Source organism: Nocardia tenerifensis NBRC 101015 (genome assembly GCF_000308715.1).
GTDB classification, from domain to species: Bacteria; Actinomycetota; Actinomycetes; order Mycobacteriales; family Mycobacteriaceae; genus Nocardia; species Nocardia tenerifensis.
In genome coordinates, this window is the sequence record NZ_BAGH01000310.1 from 1 (window position 1) to 18938 (window position 18938).

An 18938-nucleotide genomic window follows, 5' to 3' on the forward strand; every position below is an offset into this window, starting at 1 on the left:
TGCGCGGCGGCGACCGTCCGGCGCCGCTGCGGCCCGCGCCCGGCGAGCGGGTGTGCGTGGTGGTGTGCGGCGCGAATACCGACCTGTCCGATCTGGCGAGATAGCCCCCCGCCCTCGGCGGATCGCCCCTGCGAGCCTCGGCGAACACCCGCGCGCGGAGCTAGTGCCTCGTCGAGAAACGTGCCGAAATTCCTGGACGAGGCACTAGGCTCATACCGACTTCGATTCCGACGAAAAAGCACTTCCATGGCGCTCGCATCCCACATGGTTCCCCTCGGCACACCCGCACCGGACTTCGCACTGCCGGACCTGGATCGGCGGACGCACTCGCGCGCGGACTTCGCGGACGGTCCGGGCCTGCTGGTCGTCTTCGCCTCGAACCACTGCCCCTACGTCAAGCACCTCGAAACGGCGCTGGGCGAACTGGTCGACACGCTGTCCGTGCCGACGGTGGCGATCTGCGCCAACGACATCGTCGGCTACCCCGACGACGCCCCGAACCGACTGCGCGATCAGGCCATTCGCGCGGGTTGGACGTTCCCCTACCTCGTCGACGAGTCCCAGGAGGTCAGCCGCGCCTTCCAGGCGGCCTGCACCCCGGACTTTTTCCTCTATGACGCGTCCCTGACGCTCGCCTACCGCGGCGCCTTCGACGAATCCACGCCCGGCAATGGAAAACCGGTGACGGGCAACGACTTACGAGCAGCCATCGAGTCCGTCCTGGACGGCGAGCCGGTGCCGGAGCCGCACCGGCCGAGCATGGGCTGCTCGATAAAGTGGCGCGCGGACTGAAAACCGTCCGCGCCGAACAGGACTCGACCGTCCGACGAAAGGGGAGGGACGTTGGCAACCATCGTTCTCGTACACGGCATCGCGCAGGAACAGGCCGCCGCCGACTGCTTGGAGGCGCAGTGGCTGCCGGGGCTCGCAGGCGGGGTACGCAACCACGGCGACAACGAGCTCGCGGATCGCCTGTGGCGCAACGGCTTACCCGGTGACATCTCGACCAGGATGGCGTTCTACGGCAACCAGTTCCTCGCGAAGGGCGCCCAGGGCGGCGGGCCGGGCGACCTCGACGACGAGCAGCTCGCGCTGATGGAGCAGCTCGCCGAGCAGTGGCTGGCCACCGCCGCCGAGCACGCGAGCGATCACCGCGACCGGGCGACCGCGCAGCGGCTGATCGCGGTGCCGCCGCCGGACGCCAAGCCGCAGGGCGCTAAGGCCGCGCTGCGGCCCGCCCTCAACGCGCTGGTCCGGCTGCGCTGGTTCGCGCCGTTCGGCGTCGGGCTGGCCGAGAAGTTCGTCGTGCGGGCCCTGTCGCAGGTCACCCGCTACTTCACCGACGCCGACATCAGGGAGTACGCCCAGCAGCAGGTGCTCTCCCACGTCGGGCCGGACACCAGGCTCATCGTCGCGCACTCCCTCGGCTCGGTGGTCGCCTACGAGGCGCTGCACCGCGTGGACCAGGAGGTGACGCTGGTGACCATGGGCTCGCCGCTCGGGCTGCGCACCGTCATCTACGACCGGCTCCGACCGCAGCCGTCCACCGTCCCCAAATCCGTCACCAGCTGGCACAACCTCGTCGACCGAGACGACCTCGTCGCCGCGCACCTCGACCTCGCCCCCTACTTCCCGCCGTATCCCGGCGCCGCCGTCACCCCCGTCACCGAGGAGCCGCTCGACAACGGCGCCAGCCCACACGACTCGACCCACTACCTGACGAAGGCGGTCACCGGCGGCATCGTCGCCAAAGCCCTCGCCGGTTAACGGTTCTCGACGGCCCGCGCGGGCGCGGCCCCGCGCGTCCGTTCCCGCCATGCCAGCCACACCGCCAATGTCGCACCCGCGACGGTGAGCACCGCGCCGGCCAACGGAATAGACCGCAGGCCCGATCCGTCGCCGATCACTTCACCGCCCAGTCGGCCCGCGCACGCCGCGGCCAGCTGGAACCCGGACGCGTTGACCGCGACGGCCAGCGTCGGCGCGACGGCGGCCGCCGCGACCACCCGCGTCTGCATCCCGGGAATGATCGCGAATGCCAACGCTCCGATCACGAAAGTCAGTACCGCAGCGCCTGTTCGGTCGCCGCCGATCAACCAGAACAGCAGTAGCGCGCAGGCCAGCGCCGCGAGCAGGCCGGCCACCGACGGCAGCAACGCCCGATCGGCCAGCCGGCCGCCCACCTGGTTGCCGATGATGGCACCGACCCCGTAGACCAGCAACAGCACCGGAACTGTACTCGTGGCGAAGCCACTGATATCGGTGAGCAAAGGCGCTATGAACGTGAACACGGTCACCACGCCGATATTGCCCAACGCGGTGAGCGCGATCGCCCACCACACCTCCCGATCACCGAAGACGCGCAGCTCACCGAGTACCGACCCGTCGACGGCGCCCGGTTGCTCCGGCATGAACCGGATCACCAGCGGTAGCGCGATCGCCGCGGACAGCGCGACGGCCACGAAAGTGGCTCGCCAGCCCAGGCTTTGGCCGATCACCGCGCCGATCGGCGTGCCGAGAACGATCCCCAGATTCATGCCGAGCGCCACCCGCGCCACCGCGGCGGCCTCCCGCCCGGCCTCGGCGGTGGCGACCGCGGTGGCGATCGCCACCGCGAAGAACGTGGCGACCACGAGTCCCGCGGCGGCGCGCATCGCCAGCAGCACAGGGTAGTTCGGGGCGATCGCGGAGCCCAGATTCGCGAGCACCGCGAACACGACCAGCCCGGCGACGAGCGGCTTACGCGCCACCCGCGCCGTCAACACGGTGACCACCGGGCCGCCGACGATCATGCCGACCGCGTACGCAGTCACCAGCGTTCCCGCCGTGGAGACCGAAACAGACAGTCCCTCAGCGACTTCCGGGAGTATTCCGGCGATCACGAACTCCCCCGTCGTGAGGCTGAAGACCACCGACATCAACGAATAGACAGCAGGCCGCATCACAGCATCCTCATGTAGTTCTAACTCAAATGATACAAACTAGAACTATCACAGTTCGAACCAAGACCGCTAGACTCGGAGAAATGACGCGCCAGCCCCCGCCGATCGTGGACACCGAACTCGACCGCGACGTCTGCAAACTGGTGCACCGGTTCACTCACCGGCTCGACGTGCACGTCCGGCGCGTCGCCGAGCAACTGGACCTCACGCCGTCACAGGTCATCGCCCTGCGCGAGCTGTCGGAGCCGATCACGGCGCGGGAGCTGGCCACCCGCATGTCCTGCGAGCCGTCCAACGCCACGTTCGTCCTGGATCGGCTCGAACAACAGAAGCTGATCCGCCGCCAGCCGCACCCGACCGACCGCCGCGCCAAGCAGATCGAGCTCACCGCGGCCGGCGAGCGCCGCCGAGCCGCGGCGGTCGAACTGCTGGGCTCCGACTCGCCACTCGCCTCGCTCACCGCCACCCAACAGCGAGCCTTGCGCGACCTGCTCCACGCGATGACGGCCGACACCCCCGAACAAAACTCTTGATATAGACATACGTACGCACGTATTGTTTGTCTTATGACCGTGGCCGCCCCCACCACCGAAGAGACCGACCCGTTCTGCCTACCCCCGCTGGAGGCCGCGGCGCTACTGTACGACGCGCCGTGGCGGCGCTTCGCCGTGATCGGCGACAGCCTGTCGGCCGGCACCGGCGATCCCAGCCCCGGCTACACGACCCTCGGCTGGGCCGATCGGGTCGCCGACGTGCTGCGCCGCGTGCGCCCCGATCTCGCGTATCTGAATACCGCCGAGGACGGTGCCACCACACCGGAAACCCTACGGCGGCAAGCGGATCGGATGCTCGACTTCGCCCCCGACCTCCTGCACCTACCGTCGGGCGCCAACGACATCGTCCGCCGCACACCGGATTTCGGCGAGATCGAGCAGAACCTGCGCGCCATGTACCGCTTGGCGGCGGGCACCGGTGCCCGCCTGACCGTCTTCACCCTCGGCAAAGCCTATGTCGTGCCGGTCTTTCCGGACTGGCGCGACCGAGTCCGTCGCGTCAACGACCTCACCCGCGCCCTGGCCGCGGAGTTCGACGCCACGGTGATCGACATGTGGGACCACCCGATCAACGAGCGCCCGAACCTGTTGAGCGCGGACGGAATTCACTTCGCCGCCGCGGGCCAGGCGGTCATGGCCGCCGAGGTCGTCAAGCGGCTCGCGCACCTGCTCGACTCGGCGCGGACCGCCCATGACGGCCCGCGCCGAATGGCTTAATCGTCCGCCTTGAGGCTGACCTTCGCCGTCTCGTAGTCACCGGTCGGCGCCGCCTCGTCCTTGGTGTAGACGAGGTGCAGCACACCGGTGGTGAACGTCTCCGAGGACAGCAGCCGCAGCGGCAGCGTCGCGTCGCGATCCTCGAACAGCCGCTCTCCCTTGCCCACCACGATCGGGTGCACCAGCAGGTGCAGCTCGTCCAGCAGCCCCGCCTCGAGCAGCTGGCGCACGATGGACACCGAGCCGCTCATGGCGATGTCCCCGCCGGGCTCGTTCTTCAGCGCGGTCACCGCCTCGAGCAGATCGCCCTTCAGCACCTCGGAGTTGCGCCAGATGAATTCGAGATTCTGGCGCGAGACGACGAGCTTGCGGGCGTCGCCGAGCGCCTTGGCCATGCCCGCGTCGTCGCCGCCCGCGGCCTCGCGCTCCGGCCAGGCGCCCGCGAAGCTGTCGTAGGTGACGCGGCCGAGCAGCAGCGTGTCGGCGGTGCCCAGCTGCGCGGTGACCGCGGCGCCCATCTGGTCGTTGAAGTACGGGAAGTGCCAGTCCTGCGGGTCGGCCACGACGCCGTCGACCGAGACGAACAAGCCCGCGGTGATTTTCCTCATCGTCTGTGCTCCTGGATCAGTTGTGCCTGTGTTGCCTGATCTGACGGAGCGGCGATCGGAAACTCATCGGTGCGCGGTCAGACCCGTTCGGCCTCGAGCACCCAGACCGGCAGCAGCATGCAGCCCTCCGCGTCGGTTTCGGGCCGAACCCCGCTGCGTGCCATCACTTCCAGGAACTCCGGCGTCGGTTTGATGGCGGTGAGTTTGTCCGCGCGCAACTCGGTCAGGCGCCAGTCCGGAGCGCCGAAGGAGTCGCGCAGCTCCTGCTCGGTGATCGGGTGCGGCGCCCACGACTCGCTGTTCTCGACCTCGGAGAAGCAGAACTGGATCAGCCGCCCGCCCGGCCGCAGCACCCGGCGCAGCGCCGCCACGTGCGCCGCGCGCTGCTCGCGGTCGAGGCAGTGCGCGAGGGCACTGCTGACGACGGTGTCGAACCGGCCGTCGTACCCGTCGAGCACGGTGGCGTCGGCGACCGCGAAGTCCACCGTCACGCCGCGCTCGGCCGCCTGCGCGCGGGCCTTCTCGATCGCCGTCGGCGCGAAATCCAGTCCGGTCACCCGGTAGCCGAGCTCGGCCAGGTAGATCGCGGTATCGCCACGGCCGCAACCGATGTCGAGCACGTCGCCGGTGATCCGGCCCGCCTGCTCGAACTCGACGAGCAACGGCTGCGGTCTGCCGATCTCCCACGGCAGCCGGTCCATCACCAGCCCCTCGACGAGCGTGCCGTCCTTGTAAGCGTTCTCGAAATCGATGGATGTCGGGTCGACCCTGGGTGTTGCGTCACTGTCGGTCATCGCGGAACCTGTCCCTCGCCTAGATGGTGGATAGGGAAATCGACGGGTGAATTCTAACCAGAAACGGAGTAAGTGTCTCCGTTTTGACGTGACATGCTTTTCGGCGCGGATCAGCGCACCACGGCGGACCCGTGGAAGGCGGCGCGGTAGCTGTGCGGACTGGTGCCGACGACGCGCTTGAAACGGTCGCGGAACGCGGTGGGTGAGCCGAAGCCGACCTGCCCGGCGATCCGGTCCACGGGATGGGCGGTCGATTCGAGCAGATACTGGGCTTGCCGAATCCTGGCCCGCAGCAACCACTGCAGCGGCGTGGTGCCGGTCTGCTCGCGGAAGCGCCGGTTGAGCGTGCGGGTGCTCATCCCGGCGTGCGCGGCGATCTGCTCGAGGGTCAGGTCCTTCGCGAAATTGTCTTGCAGCCAACGAGTTACGGGTTCCAACACCGAGCCGCGCGGCGTGGGCGGCTGGTCCTGCACGATGAACTGCGCCTGTCCCCCTTCGCGTTCCAGCGGGACGACGGACAGTCTGGCCGCGTCGGCCGCGACGGCCGAGCCGTGGTCGCGGCGAATCATGTGCAGGCACAGGTCGATTCCCGCCGCGGCGCCGGCCGAGGTGAGCAGTTGGCCGTTGTCGACGTAGAGCACGTCCGGGTCCACCTCGACAGCGGGGTGCTGGGCCGCGAACTCGGCGGCGGCCGCCCAGTGCGTCGTCGCGCGGTGCCCGTCCAGCAGGCCGGTGGCGGCGAGCACGAACGCGCCGACACAGATCGAGGCGATGCGCGTTCCCCGGTCGGCCGCCTGCCGCAGCGCGTCGAGGACCTCCTCCGGCACCGGCCGGGCGAGATCGGAAAGGCCGGGCACGATGATTGTGTCCGCGTCGGCCAAGCCCGAGAGGTCGAACGGCGGACGCAGCGTGAAGGCGCCGGCATCCACCGTCTCCGCGACACCGCAGACGCGCACCCGGTAGGCGCGGCGGCCGTCGGGCAACCGCACGCCGCCGAACACGTCGACGGGGGTGGTGAGATCGGAGGGGATGACCTTGTCCAGCGCGAGCACAGCCACGACATGCATGGCACGAGGATAGGTCGCCAACGGTTTCGAGCCAATGACTATGACCTGCACCACTAAATAAACCCGCAGGTCAAGCAGATGGCGAGAATCGACCGAACTGTGGCAGTTTCGCCTATTCCTGGCCTGCGGGACGGCCGCTAGCCTCGCCGCTGTGACGAAGTTTCTGCTGTCGGTCCACGTGCTGGCCGTAATCCTCGCCGTCGGGCCGGTGACGATCGCGGCGAGCATGTTCCCGCCGACCACCCGACGGGCCCTCGCCGAGATCGACAGCGAGCCCAAGGTGCTGAGCACGCTGCATCGCATCTGCCGGGTCTATGCCTACCTCGGCATCCTCGTGCCCGTCTTCGGGGCGTGCACCGCGCTGAGCCTGGGCGTGCTCACCGACACCTGGCTGCTGATCTCGATCGGCCTGACCGCGGCGGCGGCCGGCGTGCTGGCCCTGCTCATCCTGCCCGGCCAGCACAAGATCCTCGCCGACCTGCCCGCCGCCACCCCGACCCTGATTCGCCGACTCGGCACGGACACAGGCATTTTCAACGTGCTGTGGGTCATCGTCACCGTGCTGATGATCGTCCGCCCCGGCTCGACCACCGGGGCCTGACGTTCACTCCGGCGCGGCCATGTGCCGGATGGACTCGCCGCCCTTGGCGTGGTGCAGCCTGCCGAACTTGCTGTCGAGCAGGTGCGCCATGCTCTCGGCGGCGCCGCGATAGGCCTCCTCGACCGTCGCGGCGCGATGGGTGACCGCGACCGGATGCTGGCCCGCGGGCCGCGCCTCCAGCACGCACTGCTTGTCCTCCGGGCCGCCCTTCTCACCGTTCTGGTCGGTGAGGTGCGCCTCGACGCGCGTCAGCTGATTGCTGAAACGTGCTAGCACCGAAGCGATCTCGGTCTCCGCCCGCTCGCTCAGGCCCTCGCCGCCGTGGATGCCGCTTCCGGTATTGATCTGGATCTGCACAGCTTTCTCCATTCCGTTAGGTAGCAAACTCCACGAAACCGACACTACCTGCGCGGCCCGTGTGGGCGTTGTCATAGCGCGGCGGCCCGGTCCCCGTCGGGACCGGGCCGGGCGGCGATATTCAGGCGCGCCGGCCGCGATTGCGGACCACGATGGTGACCGCGATCAACGGCACGATCACCGACACCATCAGCACCGGCGACAGCCACGCCATAGTGGGAATCGGCAGCTGGTAGGCGAGCACGATCCGGACCGCGGCCTCGCCGACCAGCCCCGCGCCCCACAGCACTGTCAGCGTGCCGAACATCCTGCGCTTGGCCGGATCGGTCCGGTAGGCGGTCTCCAAGGCGGCGAGCTTGGCCGGGCCGCTCGCGGCCAACGCCTTGCGCGCCGCGAAGTAGGTCAACGGCTTGCCGATCGCGACGCTGATCAAGAACGCCAGGCCGATCAGCAGGGTCGCCGCGGAGTCCTTGACGATCATCAGGCGCGCATCGCCGGTGAACACCGAGGCGGCGAGGCCGAAGGCGAAGCCGCCCAACACAATCGCGGACATGACCTCGAGCCGCCGCAACCGGATCGCCTGCACGATCAGCATCGCGGCGCAGAGCGCGGTGCCGGCGAGCAGCCCGGCGAAGTCGCTGTACCCCAGCGCGTGCAACGCGAAGTACGCGCCCATCGGGACGGCGATATCGCGGGCGATCGGCGCCAGCCAGCCGAACTTGCTCGCGGCCGATTCGGCGGACTGTTCGACCCTGTCGGTGTCGGTTGCGGTGATGGTCATCGGGGTGCTCCTCGTCGGCGTATTCAGCGGTGCGCTACGAGAATCGACGCTACGGACGGCGGCGAGCGAGCAGATCTGTCAACCATCACGACCGCGGCATGACACATGTCATGCCCGGCCCGCTACGCGCGGGTCGATCCCACACCCGCTACGCGGGTCAATCCCACAGCGCGGCGACGACGGCCTGATAGTCGCACGGCTCGAGCGTCGGCCGGCCGGTCGCGAGCAGCCATCGCTCGACCGCGCGGTCGCCGTCGGTGCGATAGGTGCGTTCCTCGCCGCGCGCGATCTCGATGACGCCGCCCCGCACGCGCAGGGTCTCCTCGTCCGACAGCTGAGCGACGAAACCCCGGTAGCCCCCGTCGTTTTCGGCCTCGCCCGCGCTCGATCGGGGCGCCGCCGCGATCAGCCCGTGTAGCTGCGCCTCGTCCCCCGACGCCAGCTGCCACCGCGGATTGGGCCGGTCGGAATGCAGGTCGAGTTCGACCTTGATCATGCACGTTCCCCTGACGATGTCGCGCCGCCGACGACGGCACCGGCGAGCCCGAGCGGAGTCCTCGACAACACTGATCTCCTCACGGGCGCCTCGAATGGGGAGATGGTAGCCCCGCTCCGCCGCCGCCACCACTCGGCGAAACAAATTCTGACCAGGCATTCCGGCGATAGTGATCAATCACTGAAAACATTGCGGCCGAGGCCCATGCCGGCGCGGAAATCGCCGAGGGGGGTCCGGCGAATGTATACGCTCGAATGAGGATGCCCGAGGACCACGAACGCACCGAGGACCGACGATGACCGATTCCGACCCCACCGCCCCGATCACCGTCTATTGGCGCTGGGGCTGCCCCTTCTGCCTGCGGCTCGGCGCTCGCCTGCGCATAGCGCGAATCCCGTTCCGGCGGGTGGACATCCGCGATCCGGAGGCCGCGGCACGGGTGCGGGCGATCACCGGCGGGGACGAGGTCACTCCGACCGTCCTCGCGAACGGACACGAATTGGTGAATCCGAGCATCGAGGAGATCCGCGCCGCGCTGGCCGATACGGCGCGATAGAAACTCGCCCCGCACCGTTCGCTGAAAGCCTGACCGGTAATGCGGACGCGGTCCGTGAAACAGCTTGTCGCAGTGCCGGTTATACCGGCACAACTCGACGCACGCTGCGACAGGGCAGCGTGCGTCGAGTCTGGATCATTATTTGTCCGCGAGCGCCTTTTCGAGCTGGCTCTTGTTCATCTTCGAGCGCCCCTCGATGCCGCGCCGGCGGGCCTCGTTATAGAGCTGATCGCGGGTCCGGCCCTTCGGGCCGCTACGCCCGGAACGCTGGCCGCCCCGGCTCTGCGGGGACTTGTCCTTGACGGAGGAACGGCTGGCCGTCTTGGACTCCCCGGACTGTGCCCGATTCTTGTTCACGGTGCGGGCCGCGATCTCCTTGGCCCGCTTCGTGCTGGCGCCCTGGTTCTTCTCGGAGTCCTTGATGTGTTCGTACTGCCGTTCGCGTTTGTCGCTCCACTGTTTCGGCATGTCAACACCTCCTGGGCATCGAGTACCCAGGCAGCAGCGAGCAAACCTACGCCGACGCGGAACTCAGCGGCGACGCAGGCGGGTCCGGGGGATCTTGCCGTCGGCCGGCGCGGGTTCCTTGCGCTCGCTGGCGAGGGCGAGCATGGCCAGGCCGGTGTCGCGAATGAGCATGTCCAGGTCGTCCACCAGGCCGGTGATGGTGGCGCGCAGCCGCGGCTGGACGGTGTCGTCGATCTCGTCGAGCACGCGGTGCAGCTGCAGGCCCACGTCGAACAGATGGCGGACCAAGCGGTCGCTCGCGTCCGCGAATTCCGCGTTGCCGTCGAGCTTTTGCCCTGGTGGGTCGGCCGGCCTATGCGGGAGGCGCACACGTGTAGGGCTGCCCGTATAGCCGAGTTGCGTTGAATATGGCATGGCTCCTCCTCGATAGTGACCAGGCTCATCGCCACGCCCGAGCCGCGCGACTGGACTCGAAGCGATGCCTAATTTTACGAGGATTCGAGCAATTTTAGCCATCGTCGTCCACACCCCGAAACGATGTGCGGGCGGGGTGGAAGAATGGAGGTATGCCCGCCTACCGCGAGAGCGAGACGCGCGAGCTGTCGGTAGAGGATTCCTTGGACCTGCTCCACCGTGTCCGATTCGGCCGCATCGCGTTCTCCCGGCATGCATTACCCACGATCCGCCCCGTCCGGCACACGGTCGTCGATGGCTGCATCGTGATCCCCGCGGACCAGGCCATGATTCGCACCCTGCACAGACAGGTCGTGGCCTACGAGGTCGACACCATCGATCATCACACCAATCTCGGCCGCTGCGTGATCATCACCGGCGTCGCCGACACCGTGATGGACGAGCAGGAACTCGACCACTATCGGCTGTACCTGAGCCCGGAGATCGCGCAGGACAACCAGCTGATCGTCATCGATCCCGACATCATCACCGGCATCGAGTACGTCAGCTTCAACGGGGCCTGAACAACGCTGCGCGCGGACCTGTCCGCCGTCGGTGAACATCGTCCGGATCTGCCCCGCCGGGTGGAAGACTCGTCGGCATGGCAGCGGAAGAGGATGGCGTCGTAGTCGATCTCGATGCGCATCGTCGCGGCGAGACCCGCCGGGGCAGGCTCGCCCCGGTACAGCCGGATCGGGACCGAGCCGAGGCGGTCTCGCCGCTGCTGCGCGCCGTCTACGGCGAGGTGCTGCGCGACGAACGACAGGATCAGGACCGGACGCTGGCCGACGTCGCCACGGCGGTCGGCATGTCCAAGCAGTACCTGTCCGAGATCGAGCGGGGACGCAAGGAGGCGTCCTCGGAAATGCTGCACTCGATCTGCGACGCGCTGGGAATGCCGGTCGAGTCGCTGCTCTTCCGCGGCGCCCGGAGACTGGGCGCGCTGCGGCAGCTCGGCCGCCGCCCGGTCTCCGGGGCGCGCGTCGAGCTGCTCGCGGCCTAAGCCTCAGCGGTCGCGGGTGAAAATCAGCTCGTCGGCCAGTCCGTACTCGACGGCCTCCCGCGCGGTGAACACCCGATCGCGCGCGGTGTCCCTGCGCAGCTGCGCGACGCTCTGACCGGTGTGTTTACTCAGGATCTCCTCGGTCTGCGAGCGGATCCGCATCACTTCGGCGGCCTGCAGCGCCAGGTCGGAGATGGTGCCCTGGCCCTGCGCCGACGGCTGATGCAGCAGCACGCGAGAGTGGTTGAGGACGTAGCGCCGCCCCGGCGTGCCCGCCGCCAGCAGCACCGCCGCGGCCGACACCGCCTGACCCATGGCGTAGGTCTCGACCGGCGTCCGCAGGAACTGCAGGGTGTCGTAGATCGCCAGCATCGCCGTGTTCGACCCGCCCGGCGAGTTGATGTACAGGCTGATCTCGCGATCCGGCGACTCCGACTCCAGGTGCAGCAGTTGCGCCATCACGACATTCGCGACGCCGTCGTCGATCTCGGTGCCCAGGAAGATGATTCGGTCGTTGAGCAACCGGCTGAACACATCGAAGGAGCGCTCGCCGTTCGGGGTGCGTTCGATGACATGGGGAATCGTGTACTGGGACATCACAACCCCGCTCGGTGGGCGTTGGTGAACGGCGCGATCTGGGCGAAGGTGGCGGCGATCTGGTCCACGATCCCGTAGTCGCGCGCCTGCTCCGGGGTGAACCAGCGATCACGGTCGCTGTCGGTGCGGATCTCCTCGAGCGAATGCCCGGTCTCGGCGGCCAGAATCTGCTCCGACTGCAACTTCATGTACTCCAGGTTCTCGGCCTGGATCGCGATGTCCATGGCGGTGCCGCCGATGCCGGCCGAGGGCTGGTGCATCATGATCCTGCTGTGCGCCAAGCTGATTCGCTTGCCCTTGGTGCCCGAGGCGAGCAACACCTGACCCATGCTCGCGGCGAAGCCGACGGCCACGGTCACCACGTCGTTCGGGATCAGCTTCATCGTGTCGTAGATGGCGAGGCCGGCGAGGACCGACCCGCCCGGCGAGTTGATGTACAGGACGATGTCGCGCTTGTCGTCCTCCCCCGCGAGCAACACCAGTTCGGTGCAGGCCCGCTCGGCCATCGCGTCGTCGACCTCACCGGTCAGTTGGATGGTCCGATGGCGGAACAGTCGATCGGCTAGTTGTCCCCGGTAGTCCAGGTGCGATGTTTCGATCATGCCTCAGTCCTATCCCCCGGAGGCGCCCCGATGACGCTGTGTCTGCCGACAGCAGACGCGCCCTGGCGGACGTGCGGAACGTCGATTCGATCTCGTAGAGTGCGCGAATGGTGGATGAGGTCGAGGTGCGGGCGGCGCGGGCGGAAGACGCCGCGACCATCGCGCGAATCTGGTATGCGGGCTGGTGCGATGCGCATCTGGGGAACGTCCCGGACGAGCTGATCGCCGGCCGTCCGCGCGAATCCTTCGATAGGCGTGCGGCAGAACGGGTTTCGGATACCACCGTGGCCACGGTGGGCGGCGTCGTGGCCGGGTTCGTGATGGTGCTCGGCGACGAGGTGAACCAGGTCTACGTCTCCGGCGACCACCGGGGCTCCGGCCTCGCCGCGCGCCTACTGGCCGCCGCGGAGGATCGCCTGCGCGCCGACGGCCACCACGAGACGTGGCTGGTCGTGGTGCCGGGCAACGCGCGCGCCCGCAAGTTCTACGAGAACCACGGCTGGATCGATGACGGCCCCCACATGCACACCATCACCGGCACGGCGGGGCCCGTCGACGTGCCGACGCACCGCTACGTCAAACGCCTCGATTGACCGCGGCGTCCTGATCGCGTGACACGGCGTCCCGGCGCGCCGGATCCCCGGTGGCGATCATGCTGCCCAGCAGCGCCAGCCCGCGCTCGGACGCCGAGCCGGGCTCGGCGTGGTAGGCGACCAGCAGCTGCCCCGGCGCGCCGTTCACGGAGAAGGTCTCATAGGCCAGGGTCAGCTCGCCGACCAGCGGGTTGCGGAAGCGTTTGGTGCCCGCCGTCTTCTCCTTGATGTCGTGGCGGGCCCACAGGCGGCGGAACTCCTCGCTCTTCAACGACAGCTCGCCGACGAGCTCGGTCAGGCGGGGGTCGTCGAGGTCGCCCGCGGTGGCGCGCAGGCTCGCGACCGTGTCCGCGGCGTGGATCGCCCAGTCCGGGTAGATGTTTCGCGCCTCCGGATCGAGAAACATCATGCGCACCTGGTTGTTACCTGGTACCGAGATCGAGTTCAGCGCGGCCGCAAGCGGATTCGCGGCGAGGACGTCCATGTGCCTGCCGAGCACCACGGCCGGGGTGTTCGGCCACGCTTGCAGCAGGGACAGCAGGCCGGGGCTCACCCGTTCGGGCCGCTGCGGCGCGCGCCTGCGCCGCACCACCGGGCGGGCCAGCTCCCGCAGGTGCGCCGCGCCCTGCTCGTCGAGCGCGAACACCCGGGCCAACGCGGCGATCACCTGCTCGGACGGGTGCTTGTCCCGCCCTTGCTCCAGCCGCACATAGTAGTCGGCGCTCACGCCCGCGAGCAGAGCGACTTCTTCGCGGCGCAGCCCCGCCACGCGACGCTGGCCACCCCCGGACATCCCGAAATCCTCCGGGCGTACCAGTTCCCGTCGCGCCCGGAGGAATGCGCCCAGTCGGTTATCGGAGTCCATGCTTCGAGACTAAGCCAGCGCCTCCGCGGCTGGGTGGCCCTCCCACTACCAGGAAGTCCGCCCCCTGGCACGAGCCTGTGACCAGCGCGAACGTTGTAGCCATGACAAACAACCTCACCGGCCGCATCGCGGTCGTCACCGGAGCATCCAGTGGAATCGGCGCCGCCACCGCACGGCGGCTCGCGGCCGAAGGCGCGAAGGTCGCGCTGCTGGGGCGGCGCAAGGACCGGCTAGAGGAACTGGCCGCCGAGATCGGCGCCCAGGCACTCGCCGTCGAGGCCGACGTCGCCGTGCGGCAGTCGGTGCTGGACGCCGCGGCCACCGTGCGGGCCGCGTTCGGACCCGTCGACCTCGTCGTCGCCAACGCGGGCGTCATGCTGGCCGCCCCGTTCGAGTCGGCGCAGGCCGACGAGTGGGATCGGATGGTCGGCACCAACGTCAACGGATTGCTCTACACCGGAAGGGCTTTCATCGACGACCTGCTCGCCGCGGCGGGCAAGGGCGAGCGCGCCGACCTGGTCAACGTGGGCTCGATCGGCGGGCACATGGTGTTCCCCAACTACTCCGTCTACACCGCGACCAAGGCGGCCGTCGCCCACCTGACCCGCAACATGCGGGCCGAGTTCGGGCCGCGCGGCGTGCGCGTGAAGAACATCGAACCCGGTTTGGTCAGCACCGAACTCGGCGACGGCATGGCCGACCAGGACCAGAAGGCCGGTCTCGCCGAGTGGCGCGCCGGGCTGGAAACCCTTGTCGCCGGGGACATCGCCGACGCGATCGCCTACGCGGTGGCCGCGCCGCATCGGATGAACGTCGCGGAGATGATCGTCGTACCGACCCAGCAGGGCTGAGCCGCACTCGAAAAACGAAGGCCCGCCGTCGCATTCGCGTCGGCGGGCCTTCCTGGATATGTCGTTACTTCTCGATCCCCTCGAAGTCGAACAGCCCGTTCCAGGCGAGTTCGGCCTTCTTCACCTTGTCCGAACGGCCCGCGGCGGCCGAGTAGTCGAACATCGGGATGTCGGCCATGTCCTTGAACAGCAGCGCCTGTGCCTTCGCGACGAGCTTGTAGGACTCTTCCTGCGTCGGCGCGGCCAGCGCGTCGTTGAGCAGCTTGTCGAACTCCGGATTGTTGTAGTTGACGTTGTTGGTCTCGGAGAAGCTGTAGTACTGCGCGGTGAGGAACTGCAGCATCGTCGGGTAGTCACCCTGCCAGCCGTAGCGGAACGCCTTGCCGATCGTCTTGGCGTTGATCAGGTCCCGGATGTTCTTGAAGGTCGGATACGGCGTACCGACGGCGTCGATGCCGAGGGTGTTCTTGATGCTGTTCGCGGTGGCCTCGATCCAGCCCTGATGGCCGCCGTCGGAGTTGTAGGCGATCTCGTAGCGGCCCGACCACGGCGAGATCGCGTCGGCCTGCGCCCACAGCTTCTTCGCCTCGGTCGGGTTGTACTTCAGCACCTCGGCGCCGGGCAGGTTGCCGTCGAACCCGGGCAGCGTGGCCGCGGTGAAGTCGCGCGCCGGGACGCGGGTGCCGTGGAAGATGTTCTGCGAGATCTGTTCCCGGTTGATCGCCATCGAGAGCGCCTTGCGGCGCAGCACACCTTCCTCGCCACCGAAGTGCGGGACGCTGGTCTGGATGCCGATAGCCGCCTTGTACGCGATCGGCTTGGTGATGGCTCGATCACCGAGGTCCTGCTTGTAGGTGGCCAACGCGCCGTCCGGGATCACGTCGAGGGTGTCCAGGTTGCCCGCCTGCAGATCCGCGTAGGCGGTGTCGAAGGTTTGGTACATCACGAAGCGCAGGCCCTTGTTCTTGGCCGGGCGCCCGCCCTTGTAGTCGGGGTTGGGCACCAGGTCGATCTGCACGTTGTGCTGCCAGGCGGTGTCGCTGGCGAACTTGTACGGACCGTTGCCGATCGGATGCTCGCCGAAGGCCTTCATATCCTTGTAGGCGACCTCGGGCAGCGGGTAGAACGGCGTGAAGCCGAGCTCGGTCTCGAAGTCGATGGACGGCTGCTCCAGCTCGACGGTGAAAGTGCGGTCGTCGATCACCTTCAGACCCGACATCGTCTGTACCGTCGGCTTCTCCGCCGACACGTCCTTGAAACCCTTGATCGGGCTGAAGACGTAGCTCTGCAGCTGGGCGTTGGTCGAGAGCGCGCTGTAGTTCCACGCGTCGACGTAGGACTTCGCCGTCACCGCCGTGCCGTCGGTGAACTTCCAGTCCGGCTTCAACTTGATCGTGTAGTTCTTGCGGTCGGTCGTCTCGATCTTGTCCGCGACCTCGTTGTGCGCCACGCCGTTGGCGTCGTAGTACTTCAGCCCGGCCCATAGCCGGTCGACCACGCGTCCGCCCATGTTCTCGTTGGTGTTGGCGGGCACCAACGGATTCTGCGGCTCGCCGGCATTGGTGGTGACGACGCCCGAACCGGCGTCATCGTCCGACGAACATGCGGCCAACCCCAGGCTTGTGGCCAGTAACGCGGCCGCGAGCAGCGCACCAGGTCTTGTGAATCTCACGCGTTCTCCCGATTTCGAACAGATCATCGGAACCCACCGGGGCGCGAACGACCTCACCGCACCCCGATCCGATCACCATGGAATGTCCTCGGACACTAACCATTCCGAAGACGGTTGTCATGAATTCCACTGATGATCGGACCGGCCGAGCGGTCGGTGTGTCAGGAACGGCTCTCCAGGCTCTCCTTGACCTTGGCGATGGCGAAGCCCCACGCCTGGTCGAAGGTCGGCTTGGGGGGCACCGAGATCTCGTCGGGATTGGTGACGACGTCGAGGAGCACCGGCTTGCGTTTCGCGAAGGCCTCCGCGACGGCCTCGTCCAGCTCCTCCGGGTCGGTCACCCGGCGCGACTCCAGGCCCATCGCCGCCGCGACGGCGGACAGATCCGGATTGTCGAGCACGGTGCCGAACTCGGGCAGGCCGCCCTCCTCCTGCTCGAGTTTGACCATCCCGAGGCGGCCGTTGTTGAAGACCACCAGCGTGACCGGCAGGTCATAGGTGACGGCCGTGCGCAGGTCGCCGAGCAGCATCATCAGCCCGCCGTCCCCGCAGAACGCGACGACCTGGCGTTCGCGGTCGAGGCTCTGCGCGCCGAGAGCCTGCGGCATGGCGTTGGCCATGGAGCCGAAGTTGTAGGAGCCCAGCAGCCGGCGCGAGCCGCGCAGGCTGAGGAACCGGGACAGCCAGACCGTGGACATGCCGGTGTCCGAAGTGAAGATCGCGTCGTCGGCGGCGTGCTTGTTCACCGCGGCCGCCACCGCCTCGGGACGGATGAGCTGGTCCGGGTTGTCCAGGTGGCGCCGGATTCGACCGAGGAGTTTGCGGTCGTGCTTGGGCTCGGCCAGGCGCTGCTGAAGTCCGTTCCACCGCTCGTACTCCGACTGCGCCTTCTTCAGGTGCTTGTCGGAGGACTTGGTGTCCAGCTTCAACAGGAGTTCACGCAGCGAGGGTCCCGCGTGGCCGACCAGCGCGACGTCGACCGACGTGCGGCGGCCGATGTGGTCGAGCCGCGAGTCGAGCTGGATGACCGTCTTGCCGGCGGGATACCAGTCGCGATAAGGGAAGTCGGTGCCGACCATGAACAGCACGTCGCAATCCTCGAGCGCCGCGTTCGCCGCGGGGTTGCCGATCAGGCCGGTCTGCCCGACCGCGTACGGATTGTCTTGCTCCAGGCCTTCTTTCGCCTTGATGGTGAGCACCATCGGCGCGGAGAGCTGCTCGGCGAGGCGCAGCACCTCCTCGCGCGCCTCCCTGGCGCCGATGCCGACGAGCAGGGTCACCTTCTCGGCCTTGTTGAGCGTCTCCGCGGCCTGCACGATCTCGGTCACGCCGGGCACGATCGTGCGATCGCGCGCGACGAACCTCGGCGGCACATCGGACTTCAGTTTCAGTCCGCCGACGTCGCCCGGGATCGTCAGCACGGAGACGCCCTGCCGGGAGACCGCGGTGTTCACGGCCTGCTCCAGCATCCGAGGCATCTGCTCGACGCTGGTGAGCGTGGCCGTGAACTCCGCGACGTCGCGGAAGACCGTGTCGTTGTCGACCTCCTGGAAGTACTCGCTGCCGATCTCGGCGGTCGGCACCTGCCCGCAGATCGCGAGCACCGGCGCGTGGGATTTCTTGGCGTCGTACAGACCGCCCAGCAGATGGATCGAGCCGGGGCCGACCGTGCCCATGCACACCCCGATGGTGCCGGTCAGCTGGGCTTGCGCACCGGCGGCGTAGGCGGCGACCTCTTCGTGTCGCACGCCGATCCACTCGATCCGATCCTCTCGGCGAATCGCGTCGGTGATCGGGTTGAGCGCGTCGCCGACGACGCCCCAGACCTGGGTGACGCCTTGGTCGGCCAGCGCCGTGACGATCATTTCCGCAACCGTGGTCATAGTCGACTCCTCCGCGTCATAGTCGGTTCTGCTGGGCGGCCGCCGTCATCGGGTCGCTCGCCGACCGGTGACCAGGCCGACCAGGAACAGCAGGATGACGGCGCCGGCGATACAGGTGAAGAAGCTGAACCAGAGGCCGCCGCCCTCGACGTCGACGCCGAGCAGCTTGAGCAGGAAGCCGCCGAGCAGGCCGCCGACGATACCGACGATGATGTTCATGAGGATGCCCTGCTGGGCGTCCGTCTTCATGATCTTGCTGGCGATCCACCCGGCCAGGCCGCCGATGATGATCCACCCGATAATCCCGAGACCAAGCATGATGTCCTCCTGACGTCGGTCGTACACGCCGGAACGCGTGCTTCGGCGGACATACCCCCCGACGCGCGCCCCAAGCAGCGCGGGGAAGTTCACCACATCGAGACTCGTCGACCGTTTGCCCTCCGCACCGCCGGGTAGCCGTGCCCCATGGTCGACTCCC

25 protein-coding genes are annotated in these 18938 nt (G+C 68.0%); 10 read left to right on the forward strand and 15 right to left on the reverse strand.

Annotated features, from left to right (window positions below):
* Positions 1–246 precede the first annotated feature (246 nt).
* Both ON39_RS24750 and ON39_RS24755 read left to right on the forward strand, forming a co-directional pair.
* Positions 247–792 (forward strand): thioredoxin family protein, encoded by a 546-nt coding sequence (locus tag ON39_RS24750; protein ID WP_040737945.1) that lies wholly within the window; start codon positions 247–249, stop codon positions 790–792.
* Between the two features lie 51 nt (positions 793–843).
* Entirely contained in the window at positions 844–1767 is a 924-nt protein-coding gene (locus tag ON39_RS24755) for a hypothetical protein (protein WP_040737947.1), read from the forward strand.
* Here ON39_RS24755 and ON39_RS24760 read toward each other — a convergent pair.
* Complete coding sequence (locus ON39_RS24760; protein WP_040737949.1) at positions 1764–2942, reverse strand: MFS transporter; 1179 nt, start codon at positions 2940–2942, stop codon at positions 1764–1766. The two genes, ON39_RS24755 and ON39_RS24760, sit on opposite strands and share 4 nt — an antisense overlap.
* 83 nt (positions 2943–3025) lie before the next feature.
* On the opposite strand from ON39_RS24760, the gene ON39_RS24765 reads away from it, so the two are divergent.
* Positions 3026–3475: a MarR family winged helix-turn-helix transcriptional regulator gene (locus tag ON39_RS24765; RefSeq protein WP_051187015.1), complete on the forward strand. Its 450-nt coding sequence runs from the start codon at positions 3026–3028 to the stop codon at positions 3473–3475.
* 33 nt (positions 3476–3508) lie between these two features.
* Positions 3509–4213, forward strand: a complete 705-nt coding sequence (locus ON39_RS24770) for an SGNH/GDSL hydrolase family protein (RefSeq protein ID WP_040737951.1) — start codon at positions 3509–3511, stop codon at positions 4211–4213.
* Here ON39_RS24770 and ON39_RS24775 read toward each other — a convergent pair.
* The 3 genes from ON39_RS24775 to ON39_RS24785 form a co-directional block, all read right to left on the reverse strand.
* Positions 4210–4821 (reverse strand): dihydrofolate reductase family protein, encoded by a 612-nt coding sequence (locus ON39_RS24775; RefSeq protein WP_040737953.1) that lies wholly within the window; start codon positions 4819–4821, stop codon positions 4210–4212. The genes ON39_RS24770 and ON39_RS24775 overlap by 4 nt on opposite strands.
* A gap of 77 nt (positions 4822–4898) precedes the next feature.
* The gene (locus ON39_RS24780) at positions 4899–5615 is read right to left on the reverse strand and encodes a class I SAM-dependent methyltransferase (protein ID WP_040737954.1); all 717 of its coding nucleotides are present in this window, start codon (positions 5613–5615) and stop codon (positions 4899–4901) included.
* A gap of 110 nt (positions 5616–5725) precedes the next feature.
* Entirely contained in the window at positions 5726–6682 is a 957-nt protein-coding gene (locus ON39_RS24785; RefSeq protein WP_040738006.1) for a GlxA family transcriptional regulator, read from the reverse strand.
* Between the two features lie 151 nt (positions 6683–6833).
* Here ON39_RS24785 and ON39_RS24790 point away from each other — a divergent pair, with 151 nt between their 5' ends.
* Complete coding sequence (locus tag ON39_RS24790; protein ID WP_040737956.1) at positions 6834–7283, forward strand: hypothetical protein; 450 nt, start codon at positions 6834–6836, stop codon at positions 7281–7283.
* Positions 7284–7286: 3 nt separating this feature from the next.
* Here ON39_RS24790 and ON39_RS24795 read toward each other — a convergent pair whose 3' ends face one another.
* From ON39_RS24795 to ON39_RS24805, 3 genes are all read right to left on the reverse strand, one after another.
* On the reverse strand, positions 7287–7640 hold the full coding sequence (locus ON39_RS24795) for an HPF/RaiA family ribosome-associated protein (protein ID WP_040738007.1): 354 nt from the start codon (positions 7638–7640) through the stop codon (positions 7287–7289).
* A 121-nt stretch (positions 7641–7761) separates the two neighbouring features.
* On the reverse strand, positions 7762–8421 hold the full coding sequence (locus tag ON39_RS24800; RefSeq protein WP_040737958.1) for a VC0807 family protein: 660 nt from the start codon (positions 8419–8421) through the stop codon (positions 7762–7764).
* Positions 8422–8578: 157 nt separating this feature from the next.
* Entirely contained in the window at positions 8579–8917 is a 339-nt protein-coding gene (locus ON39_RS24805) for a hypothetical protein (protein ID WP_040737960.1), read from the reverse strand.
* A gap of 295 nt (positions 8918–9212) precedes the next feature.
* Between ON39_RS24805 and ON39_RS24810 the strand changes: the two genes are divergently transcribed.
* Positions 9213–9473 (forward strand): glutaredoxin domain-containing protein, encoded by a 261-nt coding sequence (locus ON39_RS24810; RefSeq protein ID WP_040737962.1) that lies wholly within the window; start codon positions 9213–9215, stop codon positions 9471–9473.
* Between the two features lie 138 nt (positions 9474–9611).
* On the opposite strand, the gene ON39_RS24815 is transcribed toward ON39_RS24810, so the two are convergent.
* On the reverse strand, positions 9612–9941 hold the full coding sequence (locus ON39_RS24815) for a hypothetical protein (RefSeq protein WP_040737964.1): 330 nt from the start codon (positions 9939–9941) through the stop codon (positions 9612–9614).
* 63 nt (positions 9942–10004) lie between these two features.
* Positions 10005–10355 carry a hypothetical protein gene (locus ON39_RS24820; RefSeq protein WP_146251051.1) on the reverse strand — a complete coding sequence of 117 codons (351 nt, stop codon included), beginning with the start codon at positions 10353–10355 and terminating at the stop codon, positions 10005–10007.
* Between the two features lie 152 nt (positions 10356–10507).
* On the opposite strand from ON39_RS24820, the gene ON39_RS24825 reads away from it, so the two are divergent.
* Complete coding sequence (locus ON39_RS24825; protein WP_040737967.1) at positions 10508–10918, forward strand: pyridoxamine 5'-phosphate oxidase family protein; 411 nt, start codon at positions 10508–10510, stop codon at positions 10916–10918.
* A gap of 77 nt (positions 10919–10995) precedes the next feature.
* Entirely contained in the window at positions 10996–11397 is a 402-nt protein-coding gene (locus tag ON39_RS24830) for a helix-turn-helix domain-containing protein (RefSeq protein WP_040737968.1), read from the forward strand.
* Between the two features lie 3 nt (positions 11398–11400).
* Here the strand turns inward: ON39_RS24830 and ON39_RS24835 are convergent, their stop codons facing one another.
* Positions 11401–11994 carry a ClpP family protease gene (locus ON39_RS24835; RefSeq protein WP_040737970.1) on the reverse strand — a complete coding sequence of 198 codons (594 nt, stop codon included), beginning with the start codon at positions 11992–11994 and terminating at the stop codon, positions 11401–11403.
* Positions 11994–12596: a ClpP family protease gene (locus tag ON39_RS24840; protein ID WP_040737972.1), complete on the reverse strand. Its 603-nt coding sequence runs from the start codon at positions 12594–12596 to the stop codon at positions 11994–11996. Before ON39_RS24840 ends, ON39_RS24835 begins: the two co-directional genes overlap by 1 nt.
* Positions 12597–12703: 107 nt before the next feature.
* Here ON39_RS24840 and ON39_RS24845 point away from each other — a divergent pair, with 107 nt between their 5' ends.
* On the forward strand, positions 12704–13189 hold the full coding sequence (locus tag ON39_RS24845) for a GNAT family N-acetyltransferase (RefSeq protein ID WP_040737974.1): 486 nt from the start codon (positions 12704–12706) through the stop codon (positions 13187–13189).
* On the opposite strand, the gene ON39_RS24850 is transcribed toward ON39_RS24845, so the two are convergent.
* Entirely contained in the window at positions 13173–14054 is an 882-nt protein-coding gene (locus tag ON39_RS24850) for a helix-turn-helix transcriptional regulator (RefSeq protein WP_040737976.1), read from the reverse strand. The genes ON39_RS24845 and ON39_RS24850 overlap by 17 nt on opposite strands.
* A gap of 101 nt (positions 14055–14155) precedes the next feature.
* On the opposite strand from ON39_RS24850, the gene ON39_RS24855 reads away from it, so the two are divergent.
* A complete protein-coding gene (locus ON39_RS24855; protein ID WP_040737979.1) occupies positions 14156–14905 on the forward strand; it encodes an SDR family oxidoreductase in 750 nt (249 codons plus the stop codon).
* A 64-nt stretch (positions 14906–14969) separates the two neighbouring features.
* On the opposite strand, the gene ON39_RS24860 is transcribed toward ON39_RS24855, so the two are convergent.
* The 3 genes from ON39_RS24860 to ON39_RS24870 all read right to left on the reverse strand — a co-directional run bounded on the left by ON39_RS24860 (position 14970) and on the right by ON39_RS24870 (position 18778).
* Positions 14970–16577 (reverse strand): peptide ABC transporter substrate-binding protein, encoded by a 1608-nt coding sequence (locus ON39_RS24860; protein WP_246002800.1) that lies wholly within the window; start codon positions 16575–16577, stop codon positions 14970–14972.
* 161 nt (positions 16578–16738) lie between these two features.
* Entirely contained in the window at positions 16739–18460 is a 1722-nt protein-coding gene (locus ON39_RS24865) for a thiamine pyrophosphate-dependent enzyme (protein ID WP_040737980.1), read from the reverse strand.
* Positions 18461–18505: 45 nt separating this feature from the next.
* Positions 18506–18778 carry a GlsB/YeaQ/YmgE family stress response membrane protein gene (locus tag ON39_RS24870; RefSeq protein ID WP_040738011.1) on the reverse strand — a complete coding sequence of 91 codons (273 nt, stop codon included), beginning with the start codon at positions 18776–18778 and terminating at the stop codon, positions 18506–18508.
* Between the last annotated feature and the right edge of the window lie 160 nt (positions 18779–18938).